Annotated in this window: 16 protein-coding genes; 6 read left to right on the top strand and 10 right to left on the bottom strand. The window is 41.5% G+C overall.

Features of this window, described 5'->3' with window-relative positions:
- The 5 genes from IM473_RS17940 (at position 1) to IM473_RS17920 (ending at position 6683) form a co-directional block, all read left to right on the top strand.
- Complete coding sequence (locus IM473_RS17940; RefSeq protein WP_287690544.1) at positions 1 to 897, top strand: RpnC/YadD family protein; 897 nt, start codon at positions 1 to 3, stop codon at positions 895 to 897.
- A complete protein-coding gene (locus IM473_RS17935) occupies positions 894 to 1688 on the top strand; it encodes an RpnC/YadD family protein (protein WP_287657973.1) in 795 nt (264 codons plus the stop codon). The genes IM473_RS17940 and IM473_RS17935 overlap by 4 nt, the downstream gene beginning before the upstream one ends.
- A 71-nt stretch (positions 1689 to 1759) precedes the next feature.
- Complete coding sequence (alaS, locus tag IM473_RS17930; RefSeq protein ID WP_407069694.1) at positions 1760 to 4384, top strand: alanine--tRNA ligase; 2625 nt, start codon at positions 1760 to 1762, stop codon at positions 4382 to 4384.
- A gap of 69 nt (positions 4385 to 4453) precedes the next feature.
- Positions 4454 to 5935, top strand: coding sequence for an AAA family ATPase (locus tag IM473_RS17925; protein WP_287657972.1), 1482 nt, complete (start codon positions 4454 to 4456; stop codon positions 5933 to 5935).
- Complete coding sequence (locus IM473_RS17920; protein WP_287657971.1) at positions 5928 to 6683, top strand: hypothetical protein; 756 nt, start codon at positions 5928 to 5930, stop codon at positions 6681 to 6683. Before IM473_RS17925 ends, IM473_RS17920 begins: the two co-directional genes overlap by 8 nt.
- 171 nt (positions 6684 to 6854) lie before the next feature.
- On the opposite strand, the gene IM473_RS17915 is transcribed toward IM473_RS17920, so the two are convergent.
- The 3 genes from IM473_RS17915 to dnaB form a co-directional block, all read right to left on the bottom strand.
- Positions 6855 to 8171 (bottom strand): family 10 glycosylhydrolase, encoded by a 1317-nt coding sequence (locus tag IM473_RS17915; RefSeq protein ID WP_287657970.1) that lies wholly within the window; start codon positions 8169 to 8171, stop codon positions 6855 to 6857.
- A 92-nt stretch (positions 8172 to 8263) separates the two neighbouring features.
- Positions 8264 to 9841 (bottom strand): glycosyltransferase family 39 protein, encoded by a 1578-nt coding sequence (locus tag IM473_RS17910; RefSeq protein WP_287657968.1) that lies wholly within the window; start codon positions 9839 to 9841, stop codon positions 8264 to 8266.
- A gap of 1 nt (position 9842) precedes the next feature.
- The gene (dnaB, locus tag IM473_RS17905) at positions 9843 to 11600 is read right to left on the bottom strand and encodes a replicative DNA helicase (protein WP_287657966.1); all 1758 of its coding nucleotides are present in this window, start codon (positions 11598 to 11600) and stop codon (positions 9843 to 9845) included.
- A 184-nt stretch (positions 11601 to 11784) separates the two neighbouring features.
- On the opposite strand from dnaB, the gene cobM reads away from it, so the two are divergent.
- Complete coding sequence (gene cobM / locus IM473_RS17900; protein ID WP_287657965.1) at positions 11785 to 12573, top strand: precorrin-4 C(11)-methyltransferase; 789 nt, start codon at positions 11785 to 11787, stop codon at positions 12571 to 12573.
- A gap of 365 nt (positions 12574 to 12938) precedes the next feature.
- On the opposite strand, the gene IM473_RS17895 is transcribed toward cobM, so the two are convergent.
- The 7 genes from IM473_RS17895 to IM473_RS17865 form a co-directional block, all read right to left on the bottom strand.
- On the bottom strand, positions 12939 to 13406 hold the full coding sequence (locus IM473_RS17895; protein ID WP_002799098.1) for a TspO/MBR family protein: 468 nt from the start codon (positions 13404 to 13406) through the stop codon (positions 12939 to 12941).
- 9 nt (positions 13407 to 13415) lie between these two features.
- Complete coding sequence (locus tag IM473_RS17890; protein WP_287657964.1) at positions 13416 to 13757, bottom strand: translation initiation factor; 342 nt, start codon at positions 13755 to 13757, stop codon at positions 13416 to 13418.
- A 108-nt stretch (positions 13758 to 13865) separates the two neighbouring features.
- The gene (locus tag IM473_RS17885) at positions 13866 to 15380 is read right to left on the bottom strand and encodes a cryptochrome/photolyase family protein (RefSeq protein WP_287657963.1); all 1515 of its coding nucleotides are present in this window, start codon (positions 15378 to 15380) and stop codon (positions 13866 to 13868) included.
- A 2-nt stretch (positions 15381 to 15382) separates the two neighbouring features.
- Entirely contained in the window at positions 15383 to 15541 is a 159-nt protein-coding gene (locus IM473_RS17880; protein WP_002739601.1) for a hypothetical protein, read from the bottom strand.
- Between the two features lie 176 nt (positions 15542 to 15717).
- Positions 15718 to 16851, bottom strand: coding sequence for a HetZ-related protein 2 (locus tag IM473_RS17875; RefSeq protein ID WP_287657962.1), 1134 nt, complete (start codon positions 16849 to 16851; stop codon positions 15718 to 15720).
- A gap of 321 nt (positions 16852 to 17172) precedes the next feature.
- Positions 17173 to 17394: a hypothetical protein gene (locus tag IM473_RS17870; protein ID WP_149986201.1), complete on the bottom strand. Its 222-nt coding sequence runs from the start codon at positions 17392 to 17394 to the stop codon at positions 17173 to 17175.
- 313 nt (positions 17395 to 17707) lie between these two features.
- Positions 17708 to 18817, bottom strand: coding sequence for an iron-containing alcohol dehydrogenase family protein (locus tag IM473_RS17865; RefSeq protein ID WP_287657961.1), 1110 nt, complete (start codon positions 18815 to 18817; stop codon positions 17708 to 17710).
- Positions 18818 to 18829 lie beyond the last annotated feature (12 nt).

Below are 18829 nucleotides of genomic sequence, written 5' to 3'. Positions count from 1 at the left end.
ATGAAACCCCATGACCAATTTGCCAAAAATTACCTTGAACAATTACTTTCTCCCCTGGGAATCGTCGAAATCAGCAAAGAAGTCAGCGATGAAACTCGACAGATAGATGTATTTTTTTCCCCCAATCCCGAACCCAACCCCGATTATCTGGGATTATTGGGCAGAATTGTCCTTAATACTGTCTTAATTGAACCCTATCGCAATCCTCCCAACCGGAGCGAGATTCGCAATTGTTTAGCAAAACTTTTGGCGATTTTAGCCGAACTGCAAAGACAAGCTAAACGGGAAAATCAGAGCTACAATGAAGATAATGCCCCTCGTTTATGGATTTTATCCCCTTCGGCTGGTATCACTGTTTTAGAAGGATTTGGGGCAAAAATAGACCCAGATTGGCCAGAAGGCGTCTATTTTCTTCCCTTGCTTTATCGCACGGCAATTATCGCTATTAATCAATTGCCTGTGACGACTGAGACTCTCTGGTTAAGATTATTAGGAAGGGGAAAAACTCAAGACCAAGCGGTGCGAGAATTGTTAGAATTACCTCAAGGTAATGCTTTCCGGGAAAATGTCCTGGAATTATTAATTAGTTGGCGGGTTAGTATGGAAATAAATAACATCCTAGAAACTGAAGATAGAGAGGTGTTTATGACTTTATCTCAAACCTATCAGGAATGGAAGGAAGCAACTAAACGGGAAGGACGACTGGAAGGACTAGAGCGAGGACTAGAGCGAGGACTAGAGCGAGGACTAGAGCGAGGACTAGAGCGAGGAAAACTAGAGGCTAAACTGGAATCTATTCCCCGTTTGCTTGCTTTGGGTTTAAGTGTGGAACAAATCGCTCAAGCTTTGGATTTAGACTTAGAACAAGTCCGACAAGTTATTCAAGAAACTCCATGAAACCCCATGACCAATTTGCCAAAAATTACCTTGAACAATTACTTTCTCCCCTGGGAACCGTCGAAATCAGCAAAGAAGTCAGGGACGAAACCCGACAGATCGACCTATTCTTTTCCCCCAATTCCGAACCAAACCGCAATTATCTGGGATTATTAGGCAGAATTGTCCTTAATACTGTCTTAATTGAACCCTATCGCAATCCTCCCAACCGTAGCGAGATTCGTAATTGTTTAGCAAAACTTTTGGCGATTTTAGCCGAACTGCAAAGACAAGCTAAACGAGAAAATCAGAGCTACAATGAAGACAATGCCCCTCGTTTGTGGATTTTATCCCCTTCCGCTAGTCTGACTCTTTTAGAGAGTCTTGGGGCAAAATTAGACCCAGATTGGCCAGAAGGAGTCTATTTTCTTCCCTCGCTTTATCGCACGGCAATTATCGCTATTAATCAATTGCCTGTGACTCCTGAGACTCTTTGGTTAAGATTATTAGGACGGGGAAAAACTCAAGACCAAGCGGTGCGAGAATTGTTAGAATTACCTCAAGGTAATGCTTTCCGGGAAATGGAAATAAATAACATCCTAGAAACTGAAGATAGAGAGGTGTTTATGACTTTATCTCAAACCTATCAGGAATGGAAGGAAGCAACTAAACAGGAGGGACGACAGGAAGGACGACAGGAAGGAAAACTGGAATCTATTCCCCGTTTGCTTGCTTTGGGTTTAAGTGTGGAACAAATCGCTCAAGCTTTGGATTTAGACTTAGAACAGGTCCGACAAGCGGCGCGAGAGTAAAGGTGGAGAGTTAAAACGCAAAAATGCCACAATGGATAAAATAGGCATTTTCTGACTAACTGATATCTTCTATGAGTAACCACCTAAGCGGAAGCGAGATTCGCCAGCGATTTTTAGACTTTTTTGCGGCCAGAAACCATAAAATTCTCCCTAGTGCCTCTCTAGTACCAGAAGACCCCACCGTTTTGCTGACTATTGCGGGAATGCTCCCTTTTAAGCCGATTTTCTTGGGGCAAAAGACCCCGGAATTTCCCCGCGCTACCACTTCCCAAAAATGTATTCGCACCAACGATATCGAAAATGTCGGCCGGACTGCTAGACACCATACTTTTTTTGAGATGTTGGGCAATTTTAGCTTTGGTGATTATTTTAAAGAACAAGCGATCGCCTGGGCCTGGGAATTGTCCACAGAAGTTTTTAACCTTCCCCCCGAAAGATTAGTCGTTAGTGTCTTTAGGGAGGATGAGGAAGCTTTCGCTATCTGGCGCGATAAAATCGGTATTCCTGCCCATCGTATCCAAAAAATGGGCGAAGCGGATAACTTTTGGGTATCGGGTCCCACGGGTCCCTGTGGTCCCTGTTCGGAAATTTACTACGATTTTCACCCAGAATTAGGGGATAAAACCATCGATTTAGAGGATGATAGCCGTTTTATCGAGTTTTATAACCTCGTCTTCATGCAGTATAACCGCGACGCGGATGGCAATCTGACACCCCTGGCCAATAAAAATATCGATACGGGGATGGGTTTGGAACGGATGGCGCAAATCCTGCAAAAAGTCGCCAATAACTACGAAACTGACCTAATTTTCCCGATTGTCGCCGAAGCGGCCCGGTTAGCAGCCATAGACTACCAGAAAGCGGACGAAAAAACGAAAGTTTCCCTAAAAGTCATCGGCGATCATGTGCGTTCGGTAGTACACATGATAGCGGATGGTATCTCAGCATCAAATACTGACAGAGGTTACGTCTTGCGTCGTCTGATTCGTAGAGTAGTACGGCACGGGCGTTTAATTGGTATTGAAGGTCAATTTATCACCAAAGTGGCGGAAGTTGCGATCGCTCTTTCCGAGTCCGTCTATGGCAATGTTCGGGAACGAGAAACGGTGATCAAGGCAGAATTAGAGCGAGAGGAAGCGAGATTTTTAGAAACCCTAGAAAGAGGCGAGAAACTGCTCGAATCGATTCTAGAAAAAGAAAAAAGCCAGATTTCGGGAGTCGATGCCTTTACCCTTTATGATACCTATGGCTTCCCCCTCGAACTCACTCAAGAAATCGCCGAGGAGCAGGGTTTAAGCGTCGATACGGTGGGTTTCGAGCAGGAAATGAAAAAACAGCAGCAAAGATCAAAAGCCGCCCACGAAACCATAGATTTGACGGTACAGGGTAGTTTAGATAAGCTGGCGGAACATATTCACCCGACGGAATTTCTCGGTTATACGGATTTGCAAGCAACCGCAACAGTAACGGCGGTTTTAGTCGCTGGTAAAACGGTGGAATCGGCCGCAGCAGGCACTGAGGTGCAGGTAGTTCTCGATCAAACCCCTTTTTACGCCGAATCGGGTGGACAAATCGGTGATAAGGGTTATTTAACCGGCGATAATCTGCTTATCCGCGTGGAGGATGTGCAGAAAGAATCGGGGATTTTTATCCATTTTGGTCGGGTGGAGCGGGGAATTGTCACCACCGGCGATACAATTAATGCTCAGATTGATCGCTCCTGTCGTCGTCGCGCTCAAGCTAATCATACCGCCACCCATCTGCTACAATCGGCCTTGAAAAAGCTTGTCGATGCTGGGATTTCCCAAGCAGGTTCCCTCGTCAGTTTTGAGCGCCTCCGTTTTGATTTTAACTGTCCTCGTCCCCTGACTAGCTCTGAATTGCAACAGGTGGAAGAACAGATTAACACTTGGATTGCCGAAGCGCATGACACCCAGATAGCGGTGATGGGATTGGAAGAAGCGAAGCAAAAGGGAGCTATTGCCATGTTTGGCGAGAAATACGGCTCAGAAGTGCGAGTTATTGATATTCCTAGCGTTTCTATGGAATTATGCGGGGGAACTCACGTTAAAAATACCGCCGAGATCGGTTTATTTAAAATCATCTCCGAGACGGGAATCGCTGCGGGAATTCGTCGCATCGAAGCGGTGGCCGGCCCTGCCGTGTTAGCCTATTTGAATGAACGGGATCAGGTGGTGCGGGATTTGTGCGATCGCTTTAAGGTCAAACCTCTGGAAATTCCCGATCGCATTACGGCCCTACAATCGGAGTTAAAGGGGACACAAAAGCAGTTAGAAGCGGTTAAACAGGAGTTGGCGCTAAATAAATCGGATGCTTTGCTATCTCAAGCTGAATCTATCGGCGAATTTAAGCTATTAGTCGCTTCTTTGGGCGATATTGATGCTAATGCTTTGATGGCCGCAGCCGAAAGACTACAGCAAAAATTAGGGGAAGGGGCGGTGATTTTGGCCTCGACTCCCGCAGCTGATAAAGTGAGTTTAGTGGCCGCTTTTAGTCCCCGGGTGATTAAAGATAAGGGTTTACAAGCGGGTAAATTTATCGGTGCGATCGCTAAAATCTGCGCCGGTGGTGGTGGTGGTCGTCCCAATTTAGCTCAAGCTGGGGGACGGGATGCTAGTAAGTTAAGCGAAGCTTTAGCTAAGGCCAAAAGTCAGTTAACTAGCAGTTTACAATAGTTTTAAGGGTGGGCATTTTGTCCACCTTTAAAAATTAGTTATCCTCTCGGTGTGATTGGTAAAAATAATATGGAACTACTGATCAAGAATTTGGGATCAATTAGAAATAATAATCAAGCTATAGATTTAACCAAGAAGTTTTATACTTTTATTGGCTACAACAATAGTGGCAAAACCCTAGTTTCTCAGCTTTTATGGACAATTTTTAATCATGACAATATCAGCAAGTTTTCTGAAAATACCGAAATTGATTCTTTACATATTGACGCTGAAGACCCAATTAAGAGAATTACGATTAATCAAGAATTTATCGATGAGATTCTCGCTAAATTTAGTCATTTTATTGAAAAAGAAGTTATTAGTACCTATAATATTGATAGAAATTTAGAAGCAACAATCACTAAATCGATAAAGTTAGTTTTTAAAGCGCGTATTGATGAACTAGAGGGCAAGGGATTTAGAATTAATTATTTAACCAATAAAAACCCTTTAGAATATATAGTTATTAGTAAAAAAGAGAAAAACTTATCTATACATATTGAAGATAAAACTATAGTTCATGGTATACTAGATGAAACTTCAGAAAAATTTTTTGAACCTAGTCAGATGACTAAAAGAAATAGGCTTTATGATCTAATCATTTATTCAATAATTAGATCATTGCTTTTATCTCAGAAAGAAGTTCCCTTTTTTATTCCTGCCAGTCGGAGCTTTTTTCCTGTTTTCTACCAGTACATTTATGAGATAGAGAGAAATAAAAGAAGTGAGTATAATCGTCGGTTGCAAGAATTAATAGAAAATATTGATGATGATGGTGATACTAATAAAAATATATTCAAACGTCTTCAAGAACAATTACCCAAAAGGTCTTATACAGAACCAATGAATAAAGTGATTGAGTCGCTTTATTCTCTCAATACCAAGAAAAAAATTAATTCAGTTTATAATTCTCTGATTGAAAAGATGATCGGATTAATGGGAGGAGAAATCACGATTTCTAGTCTAGAATCGATCGCACCTATTCAATTTTCTTTTAAATTCGATGAAAGCAAAGATTTACCCATGTATCTAGCTTCATCTTCAGTCAATCAGTTGACTATCTTGTATCTTTATCTCAAATATTGGGCAAAGGAAAAAAACAATTTTTTGATGATAGATGAACCAGAGGTTAATTTGCATCCCGAAAATCAAATTCGCTTAATGGATATTTTAGTTCAATTTGTCACCGAGCATGATAATCGGGTTTTGATCACCACCCATAGCCCGATTTTAACCGATATTCTCAACAATTATGTTTATCTTCATACCTTAAAAAGTTATGATGTTGATGTCACAAAAATCATTGAAGATAATCAATTAAAAAATTTAAATCCAGAAATTTCAATTGCTAAAGAAGACTTAGGGGTTTACTTTTTCACAGGTGATAAAATTATTGATTATGGAACCAGTCAATATGGTGTTTATTTTCGTAATTTTACAGAAGTTATCAACTCTGTGCAGAAATCTGGAGAAATTCTAACCAATCATATCTATTTAGCAGAGAATGAGTAAGTCTAACTCAAAAAAAGAAATATTTTCCCTTAGACAAGAGTTTCATCAAGCTTTAGAAAAATCGGGTTTTATTGAAGAAATCTGCCTTAGTCAGGATGCGTATATTGAAATTCTAGAAACAAATAAGAGCGATTTAAAGAAAGTAGTTATTAATCACTTACAGTTATCGTCTAAAAATGACAAAAATATATCTACAGAAGTAGATAAAATCTGGGTTATCAATTTAGAAAAAGAGTTACCCGGTATCTCTGCTTCCGGCAAAACCCCTGAAAAAGCTATATTAGTTTTACAGAGAAAAGTCAATGATGCTGGTAAATTTCTCAATTATCATCTGCAAATTTGTTTAGTTGAACTCAAAGCATCCCTACAGGCAAAAAAAGGCAAAGAAAGCACATTAAAGCAGCTTGCTGGTAAATTTCAAAGCGGGATGAATAGAATCTATATGCTTCTGACTCTCAATAATCATGCTAATCCCCAGAAAAACTATCAAAATGCACAAATATTTGTGCAATTCAGAGGAATTATTTTTTATAATCGCAACGAAATTAGTGAGATTGCCAAAGAAAATGAGCCAGACTATAATTTGAGTGAGAGTACCTTATATAAAATTCTCTCTCAACCTACAGAATCAGATTTATTAACCCTAGAAACCCTATTAGAAGAACGAGATAAAATCGTCGTTAGGTTTATCCAAAATCCCAATCAAACTCAAAATTATATCACCATAGGACTAAAAGAATTACTCTGAATAAATGCTGCTTCTCTGCAATCTTGACAAGCTTTTTAGCTGGCAGCCTTTCACTGTTTACTGTTTACTGGACGGCTACGCCGTGCCTTTGGCAACACTGAAAAAAAGCCCGCCACTCTCCTATACCTTTTAAACAGGATTTAGTATAATTTCGATGGGCAAAAATTGCTATTAACTACCCGGAGGGGGAATTACAGGAATTTCGATCCCGTCCGGCGCTAACGGGGGAGGTGTGGGGGTTGGTTCTGGCTGGTAAATAGGTTCAGGTGTACTAACTAAGGGAATATTTTCCACCACAGGAAGACGGGGAGTGATGGGTTGGGAAAACAGCGCTTGAATTGCCGCTTTTCTGGTTTCTGGAGGTTCCAAAGCTTGCTGCCAGAGACTTTCATAAAAGAAGAAAATCACCCCTAAACCCCGTTGACGAGCAGCCAATACCTTTTCTTCAATAAAGGGTAGGGCAATCGGTCGATTGCGTAAACCGGTTAAAACTCCCACACCGGTGGGGATAGTTTGCTGGGTTTCCTGAATTTCGGGACGCTCTATTTGCTTGAGAAAACTGGGCAGATCGGGACGATAAACCTGTACGATTAACTCATCGACTAATCCTTGCCGCACCCAACCGAGCCAATCCTGTAAATGACCATTATAGGCGAATTCGTAGGGATTAGGGGCGATCGAAAGCAGTATATTCGGTTTAATTGCCTGAATTGATTCTTTGAGATTAGCCAGAAAAGCGGTGATTTTATCGGCCCGCCATTTTGTCCATTCCGGATCCCGGGGGTTAGCCGGGGGCGTTTTTTCCGTTTCCTGTTGATAAAGAGCGATAGTATAGGGATCATAGCCGAATTCGTTGGGCAAACTCAGATGATCGTCGAATTGGATGCCGTTAATATCGTATTGTCCCACTACTTCCAAGACTAACTCCCGCAGAAAATTCTGCACCTCGGGACGGAAAGGATTCAACCACACCACCTCACCGGCTGCCCCCACCCAAGTGGTCCCCCCGTCGCGTTTTTGGGTTAACCAGTCCTGATGTTTTAAGGCTAATTCAGAGGTGGGAGGTGCCATAAATCCAAATTCAAACCAAGGAATGACCAATAATCCCCTTCCACGGGTTTGTTCCACCAATTCTGCCAAGATATCTTGTCCCTGCGCTCCCGTAGGCACAAAAGGCTGTATTCCTTCCCGTTGAGCGATCGCGCTAGGATAGAGAGCATAACCGGAATTCCAGACCACGGGATAGATAGCATTAAAATTAAGATTAACTAATTGCTCGATCGCCTGTTGTCGTTTATCCCTGTCCATCAGCATCGCAGTATCGTTGGTGGTAATCCAAACACCGCGAATATCGGTATCCCGACTTTGAGAGAAAGCAGCGGAAAAATAGCCTAAGAATACGACTATCAGAAAAGATGTTAAGAATAGTAGTATAGGGAGCTTTTTAAGAATTTGCCGCCAAACGCTAGTCGGAATTAGAAAAGTCATTTCTTTAGGGTGAGAATTAACGGTTTTAACTGGTTATAATAACAGCTTTGCTCAACTCTTTCAGGCTAGATTGACACAAAATATATATTTACCTATTTCTTCCTTCGCCACAATTGACCCTGAGGATAGAAATCATCAAGACGAATATCGAATTGATCTAGGGCCAGTAATAACCGATTGGAAGGACGAAAAAGAAATAAGTTGGTCTGGGGAATTTCTAGAACTTCTTTTAACTTATCGGTATCAGGGTTAGTGGTAGTCAGGAAGTATTGTACATCAGAATTAAGACGATAATTAAGGGAAAGCAAATCACCTAAGTTAGTCCAGTCATTACCTTCGTCGCTGATAATAATGGCATTGGGTACAGCATTGATTTTTCTGGCAACTTCGCCATTCCAATAACTAGGAACTTTTGCCCAACTGGTTTCGGAAAGAGCATTATTAAAGTTCGATATTATACTAGCAGTTAATAAAAAAGTCAAGATAATTTTACCTAAAATTTTACCTTGATTAAGCAATTGTGACAAGAAAAAAGCCACAGTTATATAGATAGTGGGAAAAGTTGCAATTAGATAACGGGTGACAGTTGATCTAGTGGTGATAAAAATTAGATCGGGAATGACTAAAGCTAGGAAAGGTACTAGGGTTGAGGTAATCAGAAAAGTAAAAGCTATGGGGTTATTGTAGCGATAAAGTCGCTTAAAAGCATAGATAATTAAGATTAAAAAAATTAGTCTATATATATAGGTGAAGATGTTATTAAAACCAAAATCGCTATCGCTAAATGGAGAAGTAAAAGTTAAGAGCCATAATTTACCGAACAATCCCCAATCGAGATAGTTAACGGCAGCCCAACTGGTGGAGTTAAAGGCCCTTTGAGAGTTAGTTAAAAAAACCTGTAACCAGGGTATATATAAAATCATCATCGTTAACCCAGATAACAGGAAAAATATCAAGTTATTTTTTCGCTCTGGTTTCATAACAAGATACCAAATTATCAAGGTTGCTTGAGCAAATAAGTTGAGAATAAAAAAGAGATGGGTGTAGAGTCCGAGAGTATTAGATAAGGTGTATAAAGACCAATTAACAAGAGTTCTTTTTTTGAGACATTTTAACAGCATTAATTGACTGATTATCGTTAACAAAACTAAAAGACTATACTGACGAGACATTTGAGCAAATATTATATCAACTGGGGACAGTGCCAATAAAATTACTGCTAAAATTGCCGTTAACTTTGCTGCAAATAATTCTAGGGATAGATAGTAAATAAATGGCAGGGAGAGAAGACTAAAAACAATCGCTAAACTGCGGGAAGAAACGGGAGAAAAACCGAATATTTTTTCCCAATAGCGAGAGATAATAAAGTATAAAGGTGGGTGTTGAGGGTCTTCTTTAGCGAGAGATTGAATCGTATCAAAAACATTACTTTCGGGTTTCAGTTGTTGAAATTTTCCTAATTCTGTGGTAGATAAAAGACGGTTTTGAAAGATAGTATCAGCGATTTCCTTTGCTTGATAACCAGTGGTTCTAATGGTGGTGTAGGATTCATCATGCCAATAGATTTTTTTATCGATATTTGCGAAACGAAAAACCACACCGAGAGTTAGGATAATTGCCAAAAGTATTAAGAGCCAACTGGTTTTTTTATAATTAATATTTGCTTTCATTTTAATAATTAGAGCGACTTTGTTTAAGATTAAGAAACTTGGTAAATTCTGGTTGAAAAAGTAGCTTAATTGTGCCAGTGGGACCGTTACGGTGTTTAGTAATAATTACTTCAGCCACACCTCGATCGGGACTATCGGGGTTATAATATTCATCTCGGTATAACATCATAATTAAATCCGCATCCTGTTCGATACTATTATGGACGATGATATTATTGGCAATAAAATTATGCAGTTTATCTACTGTTAAATCATACACTTCTGTCTCTCCATCCGCTTGAATTGCCATAACTTCATCCCAATTAAAAGTTAGGTCTGAATTACTCAGAGAGCGAGGTAAAGCGATATAATTACCAATATTTAGTTCATCTAATCTTTGCCAACCGTGGACAGTCAAAAATTTATGATTGGCTGTAGTTCTAATCGTGCGACCTAAACGAGTTGTTAATCGAAAAACTGGCTTAAATCCTGTGGAAAATACCTTAGTTACCAGTGCTTTTTCTAATTTCATTGTTTCCTCATTAAGAGCAAAAACCGTAAAATTAGAGCAATTCACTAACTGACAAATTGGCACTTTAGCACGAGGAGCGGCTAACTCAACTAAACTATCACCCGCTAAACATCCCGACTCGCGTAAATCGGACATCATCGGTCTTTTATTATTGCGAGATTCCACAGCGCGACTTAACTGAGAAAGAGCAATTACTGGAGCATGAATTTCTCTCGCTAAACCCTTAAGACTGCGGGTAATTTTAGAAATTTCCTGAACACGATTATCACCTCCCCCTTCCATTAATTGCAGATAATCGATTAAAACTAATCCCATTTGCCCCTTTTTTTCTGCCTGTAAACGCCGCACTTGGGAACGCATTTGAATTACACTTAAATTGGCACTATCATCGATATATATAGGCAAATTTAATAACTTTTCTAGTCCCCCAAGAACCTTCTCTAAATCATTTTGTCCCAAACGGCCCGAGCGAATCCGATTACTTTCGATTTTAGCCTCATTCGATAACAAACGTTGGGCTAATTGTTCCTTGGACATCTCCAAACTAAAGACAGCCACAGGTAAATTCTGTTGAGCGATATTATAGGCAATATTAAGAGCAAAAGAAGTTTTTCCCATGGAAGGCCTACCCGCGATAATAACTAAATCCGAGGGTTGTAAACCACTGGTCATCGCATCGAGATCATAAAATTGAGTTTCGATACCGGGTAGAGTGGTCGTCTCCTGCATTTTCTCAATTTCGTTAAAAGTTTCAATTAAAGTATCCCCCAGAAAAATTAAACCCTCCTGGGGTCGTTTTTGGGTGAGACGAAAAATCTTTTGTTCCGATTCATCGAAAACATTTTCTAATTCTAGCGTCGTATCCCTGGCTAACTCGATAATTTCTCCCCCGGTGGAAATTAACTGACGACGCATATATTTATCCATCACTAATTCCCCATAGCGATCGATGTTAGCAGCCGAGACAGTGCGCTCAATTAATTGTAACAATCGCGGCATTCCCCCGATTTCTTCCAGCAGATGATTATCCTGTAACCAACTGCTAACCGTCATTAAATCCGTCGGTTTTCCCTTCCCTTGTAAAGCGAGCGCCGCACGATAAATATCTTGATGGGTTTTCACATAGAAAGCTTCTGGAATTAAAAAATCACTGATTCTACCTAACGCTTTTGGATCTAGTAAAATACCACCTAAGATAGATTCTTCCGCTTCAATATTTTGGGGGGGGAGGGATTGATCGCTAATCATTGTTAATGCTGACCGTGCTTTATCATTAATTATAGTCATTCACCCTAATTAAATACAAATGTTCAGGTTAATGATAGGATTCAGGAGTCAGGAGTCAGGAGATTGTTTTTATTTATTCTCCCCACATCCCCACACCCCACACCCCACACCCCACACCCCACACCCCTTTTAAACAGGATTTAGTATGACTTTAATTGACTCCTCTCCTCTCCTCCCGGCCGTCTATTTTATTGGTGCGGGCCCCGGAGATCCGGAATTATTGACGGTAAAAGCCTATAAAATTCTCCAAAAAGCCGATGTCATCCTCTTTGCTGATTCCCTCGTCCCCAAACAGATTCTTGAGGACACTCCTAAAGATGCCGAGTTAATTCCCACCAGTAGCATCACCCTAGAAGAAATTATCCCTTTAATGATCGATCGCGTGCGTCGGGGTTTAGCGGTGGTGCGACTGCAATCGGGGGATTTAAGTCTCTATAGTGCCATCCAAGAGCAAATTGAGCTTTTGACAGCAGCAGATATCCCCTTTCAGCTAATCCCCGGAATTAGTGCCTTTCAAGGATTAGCGGCCAAATTGGCCCTAGAATTAACGATTCCGGAATTAGTCCAGACAATTATTCTAACCCGGGTGGAAGGAAAAGCATCTCCTATGCCAGAAAGTGAAGAATTAGCCTCTTTAGCCGCCCATAAAGCCAGTTTATGCCTATATTTAGCCGCCCGTCACGTTGACAAGGCCCAGGAAAAACTCCTAAAACACTACCCACCAGAGCAACAGGTGGCCGTTTGTTTCCGTCTCGGTTGGCCCGACGAAAAAATCTGGGTTGTCCCCCTGTCAGAGATGTCCCGATTAACCCATCGGGAAAATTTAACCAGAACTACCCTTTATCTAATTAGTCCCGCTTTAAACCAGATTACAGGAACTCGATCGCAACTTTATCACCCGCAACACTCCCATCTTTTCCGTCCTCATTCTTAGGTATTTTCTGGGAAGTCTATCGAAAGAAACACTAGGTTTCTACCTAAAGATAGATTTAAAGAGCGGCGATTTTGTTTAAAATCGCAGTAGGAGGTAGGACAATTTTAAAAGCTTTTAAAATTAGTCTAACAATCCATGCACAGCAGCCCTACTTGTTCGGGGATTACCCTTCGTCACCTTGTGGCTAGTCGTGCCTGCTGGTATTGTCCTCACTGTCGTCAGGAGGTTCCTAACTTCCTTGATTGCTCCATTCCTCGCAGGGTAGAGCGAGTTAGAGCGGAAAAAACAGTCTAGATTTTCAAGTTGGTAGATGGCAATAAGATCTGTGGGATGGGTTAATTTTTAACCCATCCCACTTTACCTATCTATACATCCCGAGGATTGAGATGGCTCATTTCCCAAGTCACATAGGTACCGATCGGACTCCAAATCAGGTAGGGTAAGAGTAGGATGCCCGCCCAAGAAGAAACAGGGAAAACCAAGAGCGCCAGAAGACAACCCAAGAAAAAACCCGTACCTCCGATAATCGTTCCCGCTTTGAGACTGCGTAGTTTACAGGTGACGGGAGTATAGGCAGTAATAGTCAATTCCACCAACAGATAAAAAGCCATCAAAAACCAGCGATTAGCCGGTTGAGCTTCCCAGACTAAATAAGCAGAAATTGCCCCACAAATATAGATAATTGTCCAGATAAGAGGGATTAATCTTTCAAAGGTTAACCAATCGGGACGACGCAATCGCGCAAACCAACGTACATCGCGAGAATTGAGTAATCCCCCAGCTAACGCTACCAAAAACCCCACGACACCGATAAGCAACCAAGAGGGAATCATCATTTTTAGCTATCCTCCGCTAATTTTGGCTTTGTAACCCGATTCAACGAGAATTTGTAGGATCTTTTGGCGATGATCTCCTTGGATCTCAATGGTATTTTCTTTCACTGTACCACCCGTTCCGCAAGCGGTTTTTAACTGTTTTAATAATTTCGTCAGAGTTTCGGTTTGGCATTGAAAACCTGTAACTATGGTAACGGTTTTTCCCCCCCGACCAGAGCGGGAGGTTTGTACTCGCAAATTCTGCTGATTCGGGGGTAATTCAGGAATGGAACGCTCAAAAGCTTGAGAATTACTTTGATCTCCAAATTCCTGATAGGCAATCCGGTTTTTTTGCTTGGATTTACTCATATAGCAATTATCATAGTGGGTTTGGGGGTTGGGGGTTTTTCAGTGAGCAGTAAACAGTAAACAGTAATCAGTAATCAGTGAACTGAAAACTGGCATCTGATAACTGATTCAAAGCTGACTGCTGATAGCTCTTAATTGGTTGGACTGGCAGCGCATTTGATTAAGTTCAGCTGCCGACATTCGATCGAGATGACCTAAAATCATATTAACTCGACCTTGTGACTTTAATTTTTCTCGATGTCGTGCCAAAAAATCCCAGTAAAGAAAATTAAAAGGACAGGCTAAATCCCCGACTCGTTCATTTTTTTTATACAGACAACCCCGACAATAATCACTCATTTTATCAATATAGTTGGCCGAGGAGGCGTAGGGTTTGGAGGCGAGAATTCCCCCATCGGCAAATTGTCCCATTCCCAGTACATTAGTCTGCATTACCCAATCGTAGGCATCGATAAAAACACTATGAAACCAGTTTTCAATCTCTTGGGGAGAGCAACCAAAAATTAAGGCAAAATTGCTCAAAATCATTAATCTTTGAATATGATGGGCATAACCGGTATTTTCCACCTGTGATAATACTTGTTTGAGGCAATTCATCTCGGTTTGGTTACTATCCCAAAAGAAAGCTGGTAAGGGTTGTTGATGCTCAAACCAATTGAGATTAGCGTAATCTTCTCCCAGATAATGATAAATTCCCTGCATATATTCCCGCCATCCCAACACCTGACGGATAAATCCTTCGATGCTATTTAGGGCTAAATTATCTTTTTTATAGGCTATTTCTGCCGATTGAATCACTTCCAACGGCGTTAGTAATCCTAGATTTAGATAGGGGGATAATAGGGAATGCCAGAGGGTTTCTTTTCCCGTTATCATCGCATCTTGGTATGGTCCAAAGTTGGGCAGACAATTAGTAATAAAATGCTCCAAGACTTGTAAAGCTTGTCTGCGGGTTACTGCCCAGCGAAAAGGTTTGATTTTTCCATATTTAGGAATATCTAAAGCTTCCACATCAGCGATAACCTGAAGGGTAATTTCATCGGGTTCAAACCAAAGAGGAGCAGTAGTTTTTAATCCATCTTTGGGAGGTTTACGGTTTTGTTTATCAAAGTTCCATTGTCCTCCTATGGGTTGATTATCCTCCATTAAAATCTGCCATTTTTTACGACTTTCTCGATAGAAATCCTCTAGTAATAGTCTTTTACGAGATTTAGCCCAATTATTAAAATCTGTCCTAGTCCAGAGAAAGTGATTATTATCAATTAGGGTTATAACACAGTCTAAATTGAGATTTTTAATTAATCTAAGAAAAGGTAAATCATTAGGCATCATAATCTGTAATTCTTTAATACCTAATCGTTTAATCCAAGCAGATAAAATCGGCTCAAAATCTTCAGCAACTTCGTAGGTGACAGACCATCCTAAAGTTTTTAATTCTTCGGCAAAATGACGCATCGCCGACCAGATTAAAACTAATTTTTGCTGATGATAGGGTCTTTGTCGAATATGATTGTGGGATTCAATTAAAATAACCGGCGTTTCCTGTGAATAGGCTTGACGATTAGCTAAGGCCGCTTGTCCTGTCCATAATTGATCCCCTAAAATCCAAATACCAATGGTCATAATTATCTCATGGCCTCTACTATTCCGCCGTATTTTTTAGCCATAATATCCGCCATTTCCCGAGCAGAAAATTTACTGGCTTTGTCGATGCTGGGGGTAAATGTCCCCGTAGGGGTTAAATAATGGGTAAATACCCCGACTTTTTTGCTAATAATCCACATATTTCTTGAAGTCAAAAATCAAAAAGGGGATGGTAATTATGAATTATGAATTAGGAATTGGGGAAGTAGGGAGTGGGGTGTGGTGAGATTTTGTTCAGTGATCAGTAAACAGTAATCAGTGAACTTAAAACTCAAATCTGATAACTGATAACTGATAACTGATAACTGATAACTGATTAGGTTTTTGTCCTAAGACTTTGGGCGCTTAGATAAAGTTGCGTCCATTCTTTGACCACTTGCGTGCGTTTACAGTTTAATTCCCCGGCGATTTCCTCAAGGGTTTTACCCGCTTTTAAGCCATCGATAACGCTTTTACCCCTGGGAGAAAGGCCAGCATAGAAACTTTGCCATTGACTGAGAGTTAAGCCAAAATTATGCTCTTTCGGGCTGATTTCTAACCATTCAGCGATTAATTCTGTCCCTTCCTTGAGGGCAAAAACCTTAATCGCATGATAGCCAACTTTTTCCCGGATACGATAAATCCGTTGAATGGGAATATTCATCGCTTTGGCGATCTCATCTTGGCTTTCGCCCCCTAGATAGAGGTTAAACCAAGTCACCGCCTCCGGACCAACATTTTCCTCTAAATACTTGGCAAAACTCTCTTGAACTTTTGCCCGGAGAATTTGCGCTTCTTGGCAAGTGCGTTGATCTTCGTAGGTAGCGATCGCATTTTGATCCAGTAAACTTAAGCTAGTTTCCCCCTCATCGTCACTAATTTCATCGGAGAGAATCCGGATCATTTCTTGCCGCGGCACATTAGTGATACCGCTTCTCGATTGACGACGGAGATAATTAACAAAACGATAGGCTAACAGGGGTTGATTGCGGATCGGACGCAGGGCGTATTCCTCCAGGGTGGCTAACAGCAGCTGATTGCGAGTAGCTTGATCGTTGGTACAACGAGAGATCCATGCTAACTGGGATTGCAGATAGCGATCGCTATTTAACATCTCTTGAATAATTTCTTGCAAGACATCAGCCACCGATTGCCGACGATCGCGACTTAAGGAAACCCAAGTGCGAATTTTTTGCCGGAGAGTGACACAAGCACCGAGACGATCAATCAGGTTACGATAGGCGCGGGTGGGATTAACTTTGAGATAGCGTTGCCGCAAAATTTGCCAAAGATAAACTAATCCCCGTTTAGCGATTTCTAAATCTCTCTCATCTAAATTTTCCCAACGTTGGCTATCTTCACCGAGTAACCAATTGATAATGGTATCCCGTTCGCGATCGGTTAAGGAATCCTCTGTTTGCCGGAGGCGATCTTGCCATTGTTGCCTTAACTCGTCGATTATTGTCGTCATCGAAAAATTGAGTTCCAAACCCCGTCTTTTTAGGACGGCTTTAGTTTCAATACTAGCGCATTTACACGATATATGCTAAAACCTGAGCCATGGAGAAAGCCTATCGCAACGATTTTACCCAACCCCCGACTAGAACCAACTAATCAATTAAGTCTTTTGCCAGATAAGGATTTAGGGCGATCTCGAAGAGTTCCGCTTTGCGGTGCGCATCGCTTCCTAGGGTGTCTTCCCTGAAAACATGACAATTTCAAGGTTAACCAATATTTGGGAACGCACCACCCCTACCATTCATAGATTTGATTGTGGACTGCCTGTTTTAATTTATAATTCGGGAACATTTTCCTGTTCATAATTTTCTATTAATATTCCCAAAATTTCCATTAAAGAAGCAAGAGGATGATTTTCATTTTCTCCTATTTCATCTATCAAATTATCTAACATAATTACTAATTGTTCATATTCTGATTCGCTGCGAGGAATAAAGAGTATTTGGTTTAAGTTTGTCCAGGCTTGCTGTGTTTTCTCTAGATCTATCGTCGGCATTTTTTTACTCCTTCCATTTATTTTTGTCCTATTCAGCATGAGCCTGTAGGGTGCGTTCCCTCAAACCATTGTGGCTTTAACATTAATTTGTATTTGGGAACGCACCACCCCCAACGCTTACTCCCTATTGGGTTTCACTATCATTCAACCCAACCCACAATTGCAGGGTGATTATTCTTTTAATTGTCAGCATCAGGATTTTCAGGCTTGGGGGACTTTCAGGATGGTTTAGTTGAGCGCTGTGATTGATTTGCTGCTCAAAACCTAGGGCTATAGGTGAGAATTTTATTAATAAATCCCGAAAATATTCCCGTTAATTAGCTTTAACTTTCTGCCCGACTGTATCGGCAGTGGTAGTGGAAACCATGGCCGCCATGACTTGTTCCGGGGAAACCGTAAAAGGCAGACGATGAATGTCCGAATTAGGCTGACAGGCAATTGCGGCCGCGTGGCGCAATTGGGCAAGGGAAACATCTTTTAATCCTAAATCCTCTAGAGATTTCGGTAAACCAATTTGTTCATAAAACTGGATTAGTTGCCCCCGGGCCGATACTGCCAATTGATTGCCCAAAACTATTTCCTCTAGACGCAATTGGGCGAGGATGCCGTAGGCGACTTTTTCCCCGTGCAGGGCATGATGGCAAGCGGGAATATGGGTTAAACCATTATGAATTGCATGGGCGGCCACGGTACGACAATTAGCACCCCCTAAACCACCAATTACTCCGGCTAATAAAACGGTGGCATCTACCACCTGTTTCCAGTCCTCCCCGCCGATATTTTCCAGGGCTGCCGGGGATTTTTGGAAAAGAATATCGCGTAAAACCCGGGCCTGTTGGACAGCGGCAATGATCAGGGTTTCTGTGCAATGACCGCTACTGACGGAAGCTTCGTACCATTTAGCGATCGCATCGCCAATACCGGCGATTAAGGTTCTTTTCGGGGCAGTTTGGATAATACCGTAATCGAGAATTAATAAATCCGGGCAACGGGCTAGGGACAGATCGTAAAGAAACGCCCCCGCGTCAGAATAGACGTTAGATAGGGCTGTCCAAGCGGCACAGGTGGCGGCGGAGGTGGGAATCGTAGCGATCGGCAAATGGCACTGATGGGCGAGTAATTTGGCCGTATCGAGGGCCTTGCCGCCACCCACACCGATGATAAAATCTGCCTCATGACTCTTGACAGATGCCTTTAAATATGCTAGGGAATTTTCCGAACAATCGGGGGCGTAACTGTGATAGCTGGGGGTGAGATTTTTCAGGGGAGATGACAAAAAAGCTAAATTGCGATCGCCGCCCACCACGAGGGGACGTTTACCCAAATCCGCTAATTTGTCGGTGGATTCTTCTAGGGCATTGTCACCCCGAATCACTTGTGCGGGGGCGATTAACAGGGGCAAAACAGCGACAGCATTGGACATTTTTTGACAACC

It is taken from the genome of Microcystis sp. M015S2 (genome assembly GCF_020245945.1).
In the GTDB taxonomy this organism is placed as follows: domain Bacteria; phylum Cyanobacteriota; class Cyanobacteriia; order Cyanobacteriales; family Microcystaceae; genus Microcystis.
The sequence above is the reverse complement of the archived record's forward strand: the minus strand, read 5'-3'. Positions and strand labels throughout refer to the sequence as shown.